Raw genomic sequence first — 15,091 nt, forward strand, 5'->3', positions numbered from 1 at the left:
GGAATGATCCCCCATTTGTACAGCGCTGTAAAGTCGTGGTGATCGATTGACGACCCGGGCGGTTCATTCAGCCGCGGGCGCGCTCTCCCGGACGGCGATGGCGTGCCCGACGATCACGTGCCTGCCGGGTCCGTGGTGTCCCGACATGCGCTGCTCGAGCAGCTCCAGCGCTTGGGCGGCGAGGGCGCGCTTGTCGGGCGCGATCGACGTGAGGGTCGGAGCCGTATAGGCGGAGATGGCCGTGTCGTCCCACCCGACGACGGCGACGTCCTCCGGCACCCGCATCCCCGCCCGACGCAAGGCGGACAGGGCTCCGGCGCCGAAGCGGTCGTCGCGGCAGAGGATGGCGTCGAACTGGAGCCCTCGACCGATCGCCGCGGCGACGGCCGCCTCGGCGTCGAGGGAGGCGAATCCATCGGGCATGAGTACGAGCCCGGGGTCGGGCGCGATCCCGGCGCCGACGAGGGCCTCCTGGTATCCCAGCAGGCGACGACGGTTGGTCACCGTGATGTCTCCGGGGACGAGCCCGAGAAACGCCACGCGCCGCCGCCCCAGTGCCAGGAGGTGCAGGACGCCGTCGTGCGCGGCGCGGACGTTGTCGATCATGACGTGGTCGGTGCTGACGGGGGCCTCGATCTCGCCGAGCAGGACCAGTGGGAGGTCGTCGTGCAGCCGTGCGATGTCGAGAGTGGCCATCCGCGTCGGCTGGAATATGACGCCGTCCACCAGGCCCGCTTCGCGGTCGCGCAGCACCGCCTGCTCGGCGGCGGCATCGTTGAGTGTCTGCTCGATGATCACCCGCAGGCCCGCCCGCGACGCGACATCGGCGACATGGCTCGCGATCTCCGCGAAGTACGGGTGGTCGATCTCGGGCATCGCGAGGGCGATCATCCCGGTGCGTCCGGTCGCGAGCCGGCGAGCGGTGAGGTTCGGCCGGTAACCGAGTTCGTCGATCGCCGCTTGAACACGCGCACGAAGCGCCGGCTGGACGTGCGCGTAGCCGTTGACCACGTTCGAGACCGTCTTCATGGACACTCCGGCGCGCTCAGCGACATCCACCAGCCGTACTCGACCCATGCCTTCCCCTCGATCCCGACGAACAGTGTAGGACCTCCGGGCCAGCCGCAAGGGGGTTGACAGATCTTTACAGCGCTGTACATTTGGGTTTGCGTCGCCGCAGTCGCGGTGGCGGATGTCGGCACCGGCAGGTCCGGCCGTTTTCAATGAGGAGGACGTTGTGAGCAAGAGGCTTCGGTTCACGCGATTGGCGAAGGGTGCTGCGCTCGCCGCCACGGCAGCGGTGGTGTTCACCGGATGCGGCGGCGGGCAGTCGAACCAGAGCGCCGGCGGGGAGTTCACCGGCGAATACGACGGGCCCGAGGTGACCCTGCAGTACTGGAACGGGTTCACGGGCGGTGACGGACCGTTCATGCAGCAGATGGTCGACGACTTCATGGCCGAGCACGACAACATCAAGATCGAGAACACGACGCAGGACTGGTCCGACTTCTACCAGAAGCTGCCCGCCGCGGTGACGGCCGGCGAGGGCCCGGACGTCGGCGTCATGCACGTCGACCAGCTGGCGACGATGGCCGCCCGGAACGTCATCGTGCCCGTCGACGACCTCGCCGACGAGCTCGAGCTCAGCGGTGACGACTTCAGCGACGAGGTCTGGGACGCCGCCGTCTACGAGGACGCGCGCTACGGCATCCCGCTCGACGTGCACTCGCTGGCGATGTACTACAACACCGATCACTTCGCGGCGGCGGGCATCACCGAGCCGCCGACGGATGCCGCCTCCTTCGAGGAGGCGCTGACCAAGTTGCAGGCTGCCGGATTCGCGACCCCGTTCTGGGCACCGAGCTTGTGGCCGGCGCACCTGATCGACCTCTCGCTGATCTGGCAGGGCGGCGGTGAGCCGTACGCCGAGGACGGCTCGGAGGCGACCTTCGACTCGCCCGAGGGCGTCGCGGCGCTGACGTGGCTGCGGTCGATGGTCGACGAAGGCTACAGCCCGAGCGACGTGGCGATCGACTCGCAGTATGTCGCCTTCAAGAACGGCGAGACCTCGATCACGTTCGACGGCATCTGGCAGATCAACGACCTGACGGACTCGGGCCTGCCGTTCGCGGCCGCGCCGGTTCCCGCGCTCGCCGGAGACCCGGCGGTTTGGGCCAACTCGCACCAGTTCTTCCTGCCGCGGCAGGCACAGCCCGATGATGACAAGGCGAACGCGGCGAAGGTCTTCATCGCCTGGATGAGCGAGAACTCGGACGAGTGGGCCAAGGCGGGCATGATCCCGGCTCGCGAGTCGGTGCGCGACGAGGTCATCGGCGGCACGGTTCAGGCGCCGATCGCCGAGCAGATCGATAACATGCGGTTCCTTCCCGCGGTCCCCGGACTGGGAGCGGTCCAGGCCGAGACGCTCGAGATCGCCGTCGCGGACGCCATGCTCGGCAAGGCTTCTCCCGAAGAGGCGCTCTCCCGCGAAGCGGATCGTGCGACGCAGCTGATGCAGGAGAACCTCGAGACGTTCGGCGGCTGATCGTGTCCCAAGCCCAGACGCGCGTGGGCGCCTTCGCATCGGAGGCGCCCGCCGCGGCATCCGCCCTGGTCGCAGCCCGCCGTGGCGGTGCAGCACCGACCCGGCCCAAGCCCTTCACCCCATGGCTCTTCCTGCTGCCGTACCTGCTGCTGTTCACGGTGTTCGTGATCGTGCCGTCCGTGTTCGGCCTCTGGATCAGCCTGCACAACTGGGACTACACCCTGCCGAACCAACCGTTCGTCGGCGGCGAGAACTACGCCGATCTCTTCGACCCGGGCTCGGTCACGTCGGGCGCGTTCTGGTTGTCGATGCGCGCCACCGCGATCTTCACGCTCTTCAGCGTGCCGCTGCTGCTGGTGCTGCCGTTGCTCGTCGCGCTGCTGATGAACAAGTCGTTCCCGGGCCGGAACTTCTTCCGTGCCGTCTACTTCGCGCCCTACGTGCTGGGCGTCGCGGTCATCGGCCTCCTGTGGCGCTACCTCCTCGACAGCAACATCGGCCTCGTCAACTTCTACCTCGGGCTGTTCGGTCTTCCCGACGACACCGCGTGGACGACGTCGGTGCCCGCCGCCTGGGTGGCGCTCGTCGGGGTGACGGTGTGGTGGACGCTCGGCTTCAATGCCGTCATCTACCTCGCCGCGCTGCAGGACATCCCGGCCGAGCTCTACGAGGCGGCCGAGGTCGACGGCGCGAACGGCTGGCAGAAGTTCCGGAACGTCACCCTGCCCGGGCTCCGGCCGATCCTCACCTTCGTGACGATCAACACGTTGATCGCCTCGGCGAACATGTTCGGACAGTCCTACATCATCACGCAGGGCGCACCGGGCCGGGAGACGCGGACGGCGATCTACCAGATCGCAGAGACCGGCCTCCGCAACTTCCAGATGGGGGATGCCGCAGCGATGAGCTACGTGCTCACGCTGTTCCTCCTCATCATCAGCGTGATCGTGTTCTGGTCGTTCCGCGAGAGGAAGGAAAAGCCGATCCCGCCCGAGGTGCTGACGGCCGAGCGTGACCAGGCCGAGTCGCCCGTACAGGCAGGAGCAGTGCGATGACCGCGACCGACGAACCGCGCACCGAGACGGCTGCGGCCCCCGTGCGCGAGGGCGGCGAACGGAGCGGCCGAACGCGCACCTGGGTAGTGGTGGTTCGCTACGCCCTCCTCGGCCTGCTCGCGCTGCTCTACATCAGCCCCGTGCTGTTCATGCTGGCGACCTCGTTCAAGACGCGAGCGGATGCCACGAGCATCCCACCGAGCTGGATCCCTGATCCCTTCACGACGCAGGCCTACGAGGCGATCCTGGGAGCCGATGACACCCCGGTGCTCGTCTGGTTCGCCAACAGCCTCATCGCGGCGGTGCTGCACGCGGCGCTCGTGGTGGTCACGGCATCGCTGGCGGCATACCCGCTCGCGAGGATGACGTTCCGCGGCCGAGGGGTCGTATTCGCCATCGTGATCGCGACGCTGCTGATCCCTCCGGTGATCCTGATCATCCCGAACTACCTGATCGTCTCCGAACTGGGATGGCTGAACACGCTGGTCGCGATCATCGTCCCGACGGCGGCCTCTGCGTTCGGCGTGTTCTTCATGCGGCAGTTCTTCCTGTCGCTGCCGGACGAGCTCGAGGAGGCGGCGCTGCTCGACGGTGCGAACCGGTGGGACATCTTCCTGAAGATCATCCTGCCCCTGTCGAAGCCGGCGATGGCGACGCTCGCGCTGCTGGCGTTCCTGACCAACTGGAACGACTTCCTCTGGCCGGTGTACGTGCTGTTCAGCGCCGACGTGCAGACGCTGCCGGCCGGGCTCAGCACCCTGCAATCCGCGAACGCGGTCCGGTACGACCTGCTGATGGCCGGCGCGGTGATCGCGAGCGTACCGGTGCTGCTGCTGTTCGTCTTCCTTCAGCGCTTCATCATCGCCGGCGTCTCCCGATCCGGGCTGAAGGGCTGAGTGCGGATGGCGCGCAGCGCACTCGTCCTCGGGGCGACCGCCGTGACGGCGGTCGCCCTGACGGGCTGCGCGACCTCCTCGACGCCGTCCGGGGAGGCGAGTGCCGAGCCCGCTGAAACCGGCACAGCCTCGATCATCATCGACGACGACTTCCCGGACCCGGACGTGCTGTCCGTCGACGGCCGGCACTTCCTCTTCGCCACGAACGACAGCATGAGGAACGTCCGGTTCGCGGAGTCGGACGATCTCGAGGAATGGACCGTCTCGGAGGAGGACGCGATGCCCGAGCTCCCGTCCTGGGTGATCCCCGGAAAGACGTGGGCCCCCGAGGTGACGCAGTTCGCCGATGACCGCTTCGTCATGTACTTCACGGCGACGAACTTCTCGCCGGCCCTGCAGTGCATCGGCGTCGCCACGGCATCGACGCCGGAAGGCCCGTACGAGATTGCCGGGCCGGGCATGCTGGTGTGCCCGGAAGACGAAGGGGGAGCGATCGACGCCTCGACCTTCGCCGACGGCGACGGAACGCGGTACCTGCTGTGGAAGAACGACGGCAACTGCTGCGGCCTCGACACCTGGCTGCAGCTGGCACCGCTGACGCCGGATGGTCTGGCCCTCGCCGGCCCGGCGCGGCGCCTGCTGAAGCAGGACCTGCCTTGGGAGGGCGACCTCGTCGAGGCTCCCACGCTCATCGAGCGCGAGGGGACGTATCACCTCTTCTACTCGGCGAACTCCTACGCGGACGGGCGGTATGCGATCGGGCACGCGTCTGCGCCATCCCTCGACGGACCATGGAGCAAGGATCCCCAACCGCTGGTCGCCACCGACGACCTCGACGGGGCCGGCGTCGGACCGGGCGGCCAGGACGTGGTCTCGCTCGACGGCGCCGACCTGCTCGTCTTCCACGCCTGGGACGAGAACCTGCTCGAGCGCCGGGTTCACCGCCTGCCCCTCGAGTGGTCGGACGGTCAGCCGCGGATCGGGCCCTGATCGGCGACAGCTGCCGCCGAACGATGGGCGCGCCCGCCTGGTGAGGAGCGGAGCGCCGCGAGCCGCGACGAGGCCTCCTCGAGCACCTCGCGCCGCTTGCAGAAGGCGAACCGCACGAGGCTGCGCACGGAATCGCGCCGGTCCGGATGCACGAAGGCGCTGACCGGCACGCCAACGACGCCCGCGCGGCGCGGCAGGTCGCGGCAGAACGCCTGCGCGTCGGGCTCGCCGAGGGTCGCGGCATCCGCCACGACGAAATAGCCCGCGGATGGCACGGACGTGGCGAAGCCCGCGGCCTCGAGGCCCGCGACCAGGAGGTCGCGCTTGGCGGCGAGCGCGGCGGCGGCACCCGCGAAGAACGCGTCGGGGAGGTCGAGCCCGGCGGCGATCGCCGGCTGGAACGGCGCGCCGTTGACGAACGTCAGGTACTGCTTGACCGCGAGCACCGCGGTCACGAGGTCGGCGGGCCCCGTCACCCAGCCGATCTTCCAGCCGGTGGTGTTGAACGTCTTGCCGCCCGAGGAGATCGAGATCGTGCGCTCCCACGCCCCCGGCAGCGTCGCGATGGGCGTGTGCTCGCCATCGAAGACCAGGTGCTCGTAGACCTCGTCGGTCACGATCAGTGCGTCGTGGCGGTGCGCGAGCTCGACGACCAGCTCGAGGGCCTCGCGATCCAGTACGGCGCCCGTGGGATTGTGGGGCGAGTTGACGAGGATGATGCGCGTGCGATCGGTCACGGCGGCGCGCAGCTCGTCGAGGTCGGGGCGCCAGTCGGGGAACCGGAGGGGGACCGTGCGATGGCGGCCGCCCGCGCGCGCGACGAGCGCCGCATAGGCGTCGTAGGAGGGCTCGAACGTGACGACGTCGTCGCCGTCGTCGACGAACGCGAGGATCGTGGCGGCGAGCGCCTCGGTCGCGCCCGCGGTGACGAGCACCTCGCGCATCGGGTCGACGGACAGGCCGTACCAGCGGTGCTGGTGACGGGCGATCGCCTCGCGCAGCACCGGCATGCCCGGCCCCGGCGGGTACTGGTTCACGCCCGTCGCGATCGCCTCCCGCGCGGCGTCGAGGACCTCGCGGGGGCCGTCCTCGTCGGGGAAGCCCTGGCCGAGGTTGATCGCGCCGGTCGTAGTCGCGAGCGCGCTCATCTCGGCGAACACGGTCGCGGCGACCGTGCCGTCGGGGGCGAGGAGGCCGGCACCTGCGGCCGTGCGCTGCCAGGGTGCCGATCGGGGGGAGGGGATGCCGTCCACGCTCACACCGTACGTCACGGTACGGCCGATACGCTTGCGTGGGCGCCCGGGCGGTTCCCGGCCCCGGCACAGCCAGGTCATAGAATCCGCCGACGCGCCGCACAGCTTGCAGGGCGATGCTGGCTTCGCTGGAAGGGAGCGACACATGACCGACACCACCACCGGCGGGCACCACCAGGACCCTGAGGCCCGCCCGGAGACCACCACCGCCGAGGGCGCACCCGCGCCGGCCGAGCCGGCCGAGCCGGCCGAGCCGGTCGCCTCGCCGCGGCCGACGGGCACCGTCTACACGCCGGGGCAGGCGCCGCAGCCGTACCTCGCAGGCCAGTACCACCACGAGCCCGCCGGTGCGCCGGCCCAGGGCCAGACCGCACCGACCACCCCGCTCACGGCGGGCGCCGCCGGTGCCGCCGCGCCGACGTCGGCGCCGCAGTACCCCGCCGCCGGCGGGTCGGGCAGCGTCCCGCCCGCGTTCGGCGGGCCCGCCGCGGCATCCGCTGCACCGGCCCCCGCGCCCGCCAAGCAGCGGCGCGTCGGCTTCGGCGTCGCGGCCGCGATCGTGGCCGCCGCACTCATCGGCGGCGCATCGGGTGCCGGCGTGACCGCGCTCGTGACGGGCGGCGACGACGACGCGACGACGCAGACCACGTCGGGTGCCGAGCGGATCGTCGTGAACGACACCGAGTCCGTGAACCAGGTGACCGCGGTCGCCGCGTCGGCGAGCCCGAGCGTCGTGACCATCGAGGTCGCGGGCGGCCAGGGCCAGGGCACGGGCTCCGGCGTCATCCTCTCCGAGGACGGCTACGTGCTGACCAACACCCACGTCGTCACGCTCGACGGCGCCACGGGCGACCCCTCCATCCAGGTCAAGACCGACGACGGACGGCTCTACTCGGCCGAGCTCGTCGGCACCGACCCGCTGAGCGACCTCGCGGTCATCAAGCTGGTGGACGCCTCGGGCCTCACGCCCATCGAGTTCGCCGACTCCGACGAGCTCAACGTCGGCGACACCGCGATCGCCATCGGCGCCCCGCTGGGCCTCTCCGGCACCGTGACCGACGGCATCGTCAGCGCGCTGAACCGCAGCATCGACGTCGAGTCGTCGGCGGCGCCCACGACGCCCGACGACGGCCAGGACCAGGGTGAGGGCGACGGCTCGCAGCAGAGCCCGTTCGACTTCTGGAACTACGACGGCGAGGAGCCGGGGCAGCAGCAGTCCCAGGGCGGCGGGCTCATCTCGATCCCGGTCATCCAGACGGATGCCGCGATCAACCCGGGCAACTCGGGCGGCGCGCTCCTCGACTCCGAGGGCAAGCTCATCGGCATCAACGTCGCCATCCTCTCGACCGGCGGCGCCTCGGGCGAGGCCGGCAACATCGGCGTCGGATTCGCGGTGCCCTCGAACCTCGCCCAGCGCGTGGCGGAGGAGATCATCGAGAACGGCGCGGCCACGCACGGCCTGCTCGGTGCGACCGTGACCTCGGCGCAGGCGAGCGGCGAGAGCGACACGGTCGGCGCCCTGATCTCCGAGGTCAGCCCGGGCGGCGCGGCCGAGGCCGCGGGCCTCCAGTCCGGCGACGTGGTGACGGCGCTGAACGGCATCCCGGTCAGCGACCAGACCGACCTCACCGCGCAGGTCCGGGCGCTGCCCGGCGGCGCCGAGGCCGAGGTGACGTTCACGCGCGACGGCGAGTCGCAGACCACCACGGTCACGCTCGGCACCTTCGAGGGCTGATCGCCCGCACGCTCCCATCCGACGGGGGCCGGACCCGCGAGGGGCCGGCCCCCGTCGCCGTGCCGCCCGCGGCGGCGCAGCACCCGGCTGCTAGGCTCGATCGACCCAGTGCACGAATGAGGAACATGCCCGATCAGCACCATCCGGCGGACCTGGCGCCGCCGATCGGCGTCTCGTATGTCATGCCCGTCCTCAACGACGCCTCGCACGTGCGCGCCGCGGTCGAGTCCATCCTCGACCAGGACTACGACGGCCCCGTCGAGGTGCTCATCGCGCTCGGACCCTCGATCGACGGCACCACCGAGCTGGTGGCCGACCTCGCGGCGCGCGACGCGCGGGTCCGCGTGCTCGAGAACGAGGTCGGATCGACGCCGGCGGGCCTCAACATCGGCATCCGCGCCGCGACGCACCCGATCGTCATCCGCGTCGACTCGCACTCGATGCTGCCGCGCGACTACGCGCGGCTCGCGGTCGACACCCTCGTGCGCACCGGGGCCGACAACGTCGGCGGCATCATGGACGCGCGCGGCGAGACGCCCTTCGAGCGCGCGGTCGCGCTCGCCTACACGACCCCCGTCGGCCTCGGCGGCTCGGCGTTCCACGTCGGGGGTGAGGAGGGCCCCGTCGACACGGTGTACCTCGGCGTCTTCCGCAAGAGCGCGCTCGAGCGGGTCGGCCTCTTCGACGAGACCATCAAGCGCGGACAGGACTGGGAGCTGAACCGGCGGCTCCGCGACACGGGCGGCACCGTGTGGTTCACGCCGCGTCTCGCGGTGACCTACCGCCCCCGGTCCACCGTGGAACGACTCGCGAGGCAGATGTTCTCCACGGGCCTGTGGCGGGGCGAGCTCGCTCGGCGCTTCCCCGCCGCCAACGGCATCCGCTACTTCATCCCGCCGGCCATGGTGATCGGCGTGGTCCTCGGCATCCTCCTCGGCATCGCGGGCCTCGTGCAGCTGGCGCTCGGCGAGACGCCGTGGCTGCTCGTCGGCTTCGCCGTGCCGCTCGTGTACCTGCTCTTCGTCGTGGTGGCGACGCTCGTGTACGCTCGCGGGCGGGCTCCCGGCACCGCGGGGTGGTTCCTCGTGGTGCTGCCGTGCATCCACGTCGCCTGGGGCACCGGTTTCGTGCTCGGCTACCTGTCGCTCACGAGCAACATCGCGACGCACACGGGAAGGTGAGCATGACGCAGACCGAGCCCGACCGCGGCAAGCCGACGAGCATCGCCGAGCTCCGCGCGGTGACCCAGCCGCCCGAGGTGCGGGGCCGACGCAACGCCGAGCACTGGACCGCGTCGCTGTACCTGCGCGACCTCTCGCCGTACCTCACGTGGCTGCTCCTGCGCACTCGGATCTCGGCCAACGGCGTGACCGGCCTCATGATCCTCGTCGGGTGGTCGACCGCCGCCGCGCTGCTCATCCCCGGCATCTGGGGGGCGCTCCTCGCGGTCGTGCTCGGCCAGCTCCAGATGCTCGTCGACTGCTGCGACGGCGAGGTCGCCCGGTGGCGTCGCACGTCGAGCCCGGCCGGCGTCTTCCTCGACAAGGTCGGCCATTACACGACCGAGGCGCTCATCCCGCTCGCGCTCGGCATCCGTGCTGCCGCCTACCCGCTGGAGTTCCCCGCCGACTTCCTCTGGACCACGGTCGGCGCGATGCTCGCCCTCGTGATCGTCCTGAACAAGGCGCTGAACGACATGGTGCACGTCGCCCGCGCGAACGCCGGCCTGCCCAAGCTCGCCGACACGCACGGAGAGACGGCGCCGCGCGCCGGGCTCGTCGCCAAGCTGCGTCGCGCGGCGCGGTTCGTCCCGTTCCACCGCCTCTACCACTCGGTCGAGCTGACCCTCATCGCGCTGGCCGCCGCGATCGTCGGCCTGTTCGCCGGCCAGCCGCTCGTCGACCGGCTCGTCGTCGGCGCGCTGCTGCCGCTGGCCGCCCTCGCGCTCGTGGGCCACTTCGTCGCCATCATGGCGTCCCGCCGTGTCCGCGCCTGACCCGGTCGCGCCGCTGCCGCGCGTCGGCGTCGTCGTCCTGAGCATGGGGCGACGGCCGGCCGAGCTCGCGCGCGGCATCCGGAGCGTGGTCGACCAGGTCGGCGTCGAGGTCGACGTCGCGTGCGTCGGCAACGGATGGGACCCCGCGACCGCCGACCCGCCGCTGCCCCCTGAGGTGCGCACCGTGCACCTGCCCGAGAACCTCGGCATCCCGGCGGGCCGAAACCGAGGGGTGCCGCACGTCACGGGCGACGTGCTGTTCTTCCTCGACGACGACGCGTTCCTGCCGAGCGCGACCTTCCTGGCCGACGGATGCCGCCTCCTCGCCGAGCACCCCGACCTCGGCCTCGTGCAGCCGCGCGTCGTCGACCCCACCGGGCTCACCGCGCCGCGCCGCTGGATCCCGCGCATCCGCAAGGGCGACCCGGCGCACTCGAGCGACGTGTTCTCGTGCTGGGAGGGCGCCGTGCTCATGCCCCGCGCCGTGTTCGAGGCGACCGGCGGCTGGGCCGACCCGTTCTTCTACGCGCATGAGGGCATCGAGCTGGCCTGGCGGGTCTGGGACACCGGCCACCGAGCCTGGTACGCGGGCGACCTCGAGGCCGCGCACCCCGTGATCGATCCGGCCCGCCACGCCTACTACCACCGGCTCAACGCCCGGAACCGCGTGTGGCTCGCGCGCCGAAACCTGCCAGCGGTGCTGATTCCGCTCTACGTCGGCTCGTGGACGGGCATCCAGGTGCTGCGCTGGTTCCGCGATCCGGCCGCGCTGACGGCGTGGTTCGGCGGATGGCGCGCCGGCTGGCGCGAAGACCCGGGACCGCGGCATCCGCTGCGCTGGCGCACCGTGTGGCGGATGACGCGTGCCGGGCGGCCGCCGGTGATCTGAGCCGTCCGCCCGCCGACGCGACGGCTACCCTTGGACGGTGGGTTTGAGCAGAGACGCGCGTCGTGCCGTGAAGCTGGTCCAGAACGTCGTCCGGTCACGCCGCGCCCAGCGGAGGCTGGCCGACATTCCCGCGCCCGAGCCGCACCGGTACCGCATCGGCGTCTACTTCGCCGACGGCAAGGTGAATCTCTACCAGCTGCGCCAGTGGTACAAGCCGCTCGTCGAACTCGCGCAGCGCCATCCGGTGCTCATCCTCAGCCGCGCCTCGGGCGCCGCGCTCGAGCTCCTCGAGGAGTCGCCGCTGCCCGTCGCCTACGTGCGGCGCGTCGCCGATCTCGAACAGGTCATCCACGACCAGGACCTGCATGTCGTGTTCTACGTCAACCAGAACGCCAAGAACTTCCAGATGATGCGCTACGGGCGGCGGTGGCACGTGTTCATCAACCACGGCGAGTCCGACAAGATGTACATGACCACGAACCAGTTCAAGGCCTACGACTACGCCCTGATCGCGGGCGACGCCGCTCGGGCGCGTCTCGAGAAGGTGCTGTGGGACTACGACTTCGACAAGCGGGCCATTCCGATCGGCCGTCCGCAGGCCGACCACTACCTCGACGGGCGGCCGCTGCCCTATCCCGAGGACGAGCGCGATGTCGTGCTGTACGCGCCGACGTGGGAGGGCGACCGGGGCGCCGCGGCGTACGGGTCGATCGCCTCGCACGGCGTCGGGCTCGTCACGGCGCTCATCGCGACCGGCCGGCACCGCGTGATCTACCGTCCGCACCCGCGGTCGGGCGTGGTCGACCACGACTACGGCGCCGCGAACCGCGAGATCATGCGGATGCTCGAGCAGGCGAACGCCGCCGACCCATCCGCGCACCACGTCGTCGACACCGGACCCGACCTGGGTTGGCAGCTCGCCGCGGCCGATGTCGCGATCGTCGACATCTCCGCGATGGTCTACGACCGGCTCGCCGCCGGGAAGCCCCTGCTCGTGACCCGGCCGGCGAACCCCGACGCCCAGATCGATACCGGCGGCTACCTGTCGGCGTGCGAGTGGCTCGACGCCGCCGACGGCGACGCGATGGCGGCCCGCGTCGACGAGGTCGCGCACGATCCGGCCGCGCTCGACCGCCTCGGCTACTGGGTCGAGCGGTACTTCGGCGACACCACGCCCGGCGTGACCACTGCGCGCTTCCATGACGCCGTCGACCACCTCATGGCCGAGTGGGAGCGGTTCGCCGCGCTGCACGCGGCCGATCCCGACATCGACGACCACGACGCCGAGGGCGAGGCGGCCGAGCAGTCCGACGAACTCGAGGTCGACTAGGGGCGGTCGCCGGCCGGGGGCACGGTCGGGGGTACCGTCGGAGGAGGGGCGTCGGCGGCGATCTCGCCGTGACCGCCGTCGGCTCGCCCGCCGCGTCGGCGACCGATCGCGCGCCCTGCCGAGCGGATGCCGCGGCTCGACGCCGCGATGATCGCCGTGCTGATCTCGGAACCGCGACGCACGGCGCGCGCGGCGCCCGGCTCGCGCGGCCCCCGCGGTTCGAGCTCGATCGGCAGCACCGGCGGGGCCGCGCCGAATGCGACCCGCGACTGCTGCATCACGCGTCGGCCGAGCACGTGGTTGCCCACGCCGCCGATCGCGGCGCCGATGCCGAACGGGATGGCGCGCCCGATGATGCCGGCGCTGCCGCGCACGGCGAACTGCTTGATGAACAGGCGGCGGAGCCGGTCGACGACCGTGCCCATGACGGCCCTCGGCAGCCCGCTGGTGATGACCTCGCCCCAGTACGCGTTGCGGCTGAGTCCCGTACCGGTGGCCTGCGACGCGAACTGGCGCACGAGGTCGACGCCCTCGCGACCCATCAGGAGCGTCATCACGAGCGCGCGGGCGCGGTCGGGGTTCTCGATGTGCAGCCCGTGCACCTCGGCGACGGACTGCGCGAACAGCGCCGTCGCCTCGAGGAAGCCCGCGGTCTCCACACCGGAGAGCGCGAGCGTGACGCCGGTGCCGATGCCCGGGACGACCGCGGTCGCCCCGACGGCCGCGCCGCCCGTGGTGACGGCTGTCAGGTAGCGGCGCTCGAGGATGCGGACGAGCTCATCAGGCGTCGCGGCCGGGTGGTTGCGGCGGATGCTGCGCAGGTGTGCGATCACGATGGGCCGCTGAATGGCGAGGAGGCGGTCGAGGCTGCGCTCGAGGCCCGCGGCCCGGTCGGCCGGGTCGGACCCGACGGGACCGGGCTGAGATCCCTGCGGCGACTCGCCCTCGTGCGGCGCGCCGGAGCTCATCGACGTGATGCGGTGGACGCGATCGGACATGCCGATGATCCTAGGCCGATCGGGTGTGAAGCCCCCGGGGACGCGCCATCCGGCTCGGGGGCTTGACGGGGCGGGGCGTCACGTGTCGCCGCCGTTCGACTGGTCCTCCACAGGTGGCTTCGGCACCGTGATGTTCACAGGAAAATAGCCGGTCAGGTCACGAATCGAATGTCGGCGGGTCGTGGTGCGATGTCGCCATGGATCCGGAGAGCCGACTCGCCGCCGCGCTGGAGCGTGTGGCCGAGCTCGAGCGTGCCATCCGGGGTCTGCAGGCCGAGCAGTGTGCCGCCATCCACGAGGCCCACGCGGCCGCGCTCGTCGTCGAGGCGCATCCCTCGCGCAGTGAGCGGGAGAACCGGGAATGGGCGACCCGTTCGGTCGCGGCCGAGCTCGCCACCACGGTGGGCGTGCACGAGCGAACCGCGCACGTGATGCTTCGCGACGCCGAGACCGTCGTGGTCCGATTCCCCGAGGCCGGTGCCGCGCTCGCGGCGGGCGAGATCTCGATGCGGCACCTCCGCGACTTGGCCGACGCCGCCGAGCTCGTGCCGGTCGACCGTCAGGCCGAGTTCGCCGCGGCGGCCCTCGAGCGGGCCAGACGCATGACGCCGCCCGCATTCCGGGCCGCGCTCCGCCGGCTCGGCCACCGATACGTCGAGGAGGCGGCCGAGATCCGCCATGCGCGTGCGGTCACCGAACGGCGCGTCGCGATCGAGTCGGCTCCGGACGGCATGGCGTGGGTGTCGGTGTTCTGCGCCGGCGAGCACGCCGCTGCGATCCGGGCTCGCCTCGATGCGATCACGACGACCCGGGCCGAGGGCGACGAACGTACCCGACCCCAACGGTCGGCCGACGCCGCGGTTGCGCTCCTGCTCGGCATCGACGATCCCGCCACTCGGCCCGCCCGAGGCGACCTCGGGGCGGTGCGTCCCGTCGTCCACCTCACCGTGCCCGTGCTCACGCTGCTCGGGTACGGCGACCAGGCTGCGACGCTCGACGGCGAGCCCATCGACATCGACACCGCGACCGCGCTGACCGCCCATGCCCCGAGCCTCCGCAGGCTGCTCACCGATCCCGAGACCGGCGCGACGCTGCGGTACGGCCGCACGACCCGTCGGGTGCCCGCCGATCTCGCCGGCCTGGTGCGCGACCGCGACGGACGGTGCCGCTTCCCGGGTTGCACGGCGCCGGCCGAGCGGAGCGACCTCGATCACACACGCGCGTGGGAGCACGGCGGTCCGACCGACCACGACAACCTCGCGAGCCTCTGCCGCAGGCACCACCGCGTGAAGCACCACACCGCCTGGCGCGTCCATCAAGACCACGACGGCGTCGTGCACTGGCGAAGTCCGTCGGGGCGCACGATCACCACGCACCCGCAGCACCGCCCCCGCGCCGGGTGAC

The 15,091-nt window shown here is 71.4% G+C and carries 13 protein-coding genes; 10 read left to right on the forward strand and 3 right to left on the reverse strand.

Features of this window, described 5'->3' with window-relative positions; translation table 11 throughout:
• Window positions 1–63: 63 nt before the first annotated feature.
• Complete coding sequence (locus ACZ4TW_RS13495; RefSeq protein WP_465543242.1) at window positions 64–1,059, reverse strand: LacI family DNA-binding transcriptional regulator; 996 nt, start codon at window positions 1,057–1,059, stop codon at window positions 64–66.
• Between the two features lie 178 nt (window positions 1,060–1,237).
• Here ACZ4TW_RS13495 and ACZ4TW_RS13500 point away from each other — a divergent pair, with 178 nt between their 5' ends.
• Genes ACZ4TW_RS13500 through ACZ4TW_RS13515 form a run of 4 tightly spaced genes read left to right on the forward strand, consistent with a single transcriptional unit; the run spans window position 1,238 to window position 5,486 of the window.
• Complete coding sequence (locus ACZ4TW_RS13500) at window positions 1,238–2,545, forward strand: ABC transporter substrate-binding protein (RefSeq protein WP_465543243.1); 1,308 nt, start codon at window positions 1,238–1,240, stop codon at window positions 2,543–2,545.
• 2 nt (window positions 2,546–2,547) lie between these two features.
• Window positions 2,548–3,600, forward strand: a complete 1,053-nt coding sequence (locus ACZ4TW_RS13505; protein WP_465543244.1) for a carbohydrate ABC transporter permease — start codon at window positions 2,548–2,550, stop codon at window positions 3,598–3,600.
• Window positions 3,597–4,496 carry a carbohydrate ABC transporter permease gene (locus tag ACZ4TW_RS13510; protein WP_465543245.1) on the forward strand — a complete coding sequence of 300 codons (900 nt, stop codon included), beginning with the start codon at window positions 3,597–3,599 and terminating at the stop codon, window positions 4,494–4,496. Before ACZ4TW_RS13505 ends, ACZ4TW_RS13510 begins: the two co-directional genes overlap by 4 nt.
• Window positions 4,497–4,502: 6 nt before the next feature.
• On the forward strand, window positions 4,503–5,486 hold the full coding sequence (locus tag ACZ4TW_RS13515) for a glycoside hydrolase family 43 protein (RefSeq protein ID WP_465543246.1): 984 nt from the start codon (window positions 4,503–4,505) through the stop codon (window positions 5,484–5,486).
• Here ACZ4TW_RS13515 and ACZ4TW_RS13520 read toward each other — a convergent pair.
• Window positions 5,465–6,739: a pyridoxal phosphate-dependent aminotransferase gene (locus ACZ4TW_RS13520; RefSeq protein ID WP_465543247.1), complete on the reverse strand. Its 1,275-nt coding sequence runs from the start codon at window positions 6,737–6,739 to the stop codon at window positions 5,465–5,467. The genes ACZ4TW_RS13515 and ACZ4TW_RS13520 overlap by 22 nt on opposite strands.
• A gap of 145 nt (window positions 6,740–6,884) precedes the next feature.
• Here ACZ4TW_RS13520 and ACZ4TW_RS13525 point away from each other — a divergent pair, with 145 nt between their 5' ends.
• From ACZ4TW_RS13525 to ACZ4TW_RS13545, 5 genes are all read left to right on the forward strand, one after another.
• Window positions 6,885–8,474 (forward strand): S1C family serine protease, encoded by a 1,590-nt coding sequence (locus ACZ4TW_RS13525; RefSeq protein WP_465543248.1) that lies wholly within the window; start codon window positions 6,885–6,887, stop codon window positions 8,472–8,474.
• A gap of 125 nt (window positions 8,475–8,599) precedes the next feature.
• Window positions 8,600–9,655, forward strand: coding sequence for a glycosyltransferase family 2 protein (locus ACZ4TW_RS13530; protein WP_465543249.1), 1,056 nt, complete (start codon window positions 8,600–8,602; stop codon window positions 9,653–9,655).
• Window positions 9,656–9,657: 2 nt separating this feature from the next.
• Window positions 9,658–10,470: a CDP-alcohol phosphatidyltransferase family protein gene (locus tag ACZ4TW_RS13535; RefSeq protein ID WP_465543250.1), complete on the forward strand. Its 813-nt coding sequence runs from the start codon at window positions 9,658–9,660 to the stop codon at window positions 10,468–10,470.
• 43 nt (window positions 10,471–10,513) lie between these two features.
• A complete protein-coding gene (locus ACZ4TW_RS13540) occupies window positions 10,514–11,359 on the forward strand; it encodes a glycosyltransferase family 2 protein (protein WP_465543401.1) in 846 nt (281 codons plus the stop codon).
• A 37-nt stretch (window positions 11,360–11,396) separates the two neighbouring features.
• On the forward strand, window positions 11,397–12,689 hold the full coding sequence (locus ACZ4TW_RS13545) for a CDP-glycerol glycerophosphotransferase family protein (RefSeq protein WP_465543251.1): 1,293 nt from the start codon (window positions 11,397–11,399) through the stop codon (window positions 12,687–12,689).
• On the opposite strand, the gene ACZ4TW_RS13550 is transcribed toward ACZ4TW_RS13545, so the two are convergent.
• On the reverse strand, window positions 12,686–13,687 hold the full coding sequence (locus ACZ4TW_RS13550; RefSeq protein ID WP_465543252.1) for a hypothetical protein: 1,002 nt from the start codon (window positions 13,685–13,687) through the stop codon (window positions 12,686–12,688). The genes ACZ4TW_RS13545 and ACZ4TW_RS13550 overlap by 4 nt on opposite strands.
• A gap of 197 nt (window positions 13,688–13,884) precedes the next feature.
• On the opposite strand from ACZ4TW_RS13550, the gene ACZ4TW_RS13555 reads away from it, so the two are divergent.
• The gene (locus ACZ4TW_RS13555) at window positions 13,885–15,090 is read left to right on the forward strand and encodes an HNH endonuclease signature motif containing protein (RefSeq protein ID WP_465543253.1); all 1,206 of its coding nucleotides are present in this window, start codon (window positions 13,885–13,887) and stop codon (window positions 15,088–15,090) included.
• The last annotated feature ends 1 nt before the right edge of the window (window position 15,091 follow it).

The organism is Agromyces sp. NPDC029043 (genome assembly GCF_055564615.1).

Bases quoted from the DNA above. Each gene is read 5' to 3' on its own strand.
- ACZ4TW_RS13510 (WP_465543245.1), top strand. From the start codon at position 3,597: ATGACCGCGACCGACGAACCGCGCACCGAGACGGCTGCGGCCCCCGTG.
- ACZ4TW_RS13515 (WP_465543246.1), top strand. From the start codon at position 4,503: ATGGCGCGCAGCGCACTCGTCCTCGGGGCGACCGCCGTGACGGCGGTC.
- ACZ4TW_RS13525 (WP_465543248.1), top strand. From the start codon at position 6,885: ATGACCGACACCACCACCGGCGGGCACCACCAGGACCCTGAGGCCCGC.
- ACZ4TW_RS13530 (WP_465543249.1), top strand. From the start codon at position 8,600: ATGCCCGATCAGCACCATCCGGCGGACCTGGCGCCGCCGATCGGCGTC.
- ACZ4TW_RS13535 (WP_465543250.1), top strand. From the start codon at position 9,658: ATGACGCAGACCGAGCCCGACCGCGGCAAGCCGACGAGCATCGCCGAG.
- ACZ4TW_RS13540 (WP_465543401.1), top strand. From the start codon at position 10,514: ATGGGGCGACGGCCGGCCGAGCTCGCGCGCGGCATCCGGAGCGTGGTC.
- ACZ4TW_RS13550 (WP_465543252.1), bottom strand. From the start codon at position 13,687: ATGTCCGATCGCGTCCACCGCATCACGTCGATGAGCTCCGGCGCGCCG.
- ACZ4TW_RS13555 (WP_465543253.1), top strand. From the start codon at position 13,885: ATGGATCCGGAGAGCCGACTCGCCGCCGCGCTGGAGCGTGTGGCCGAG.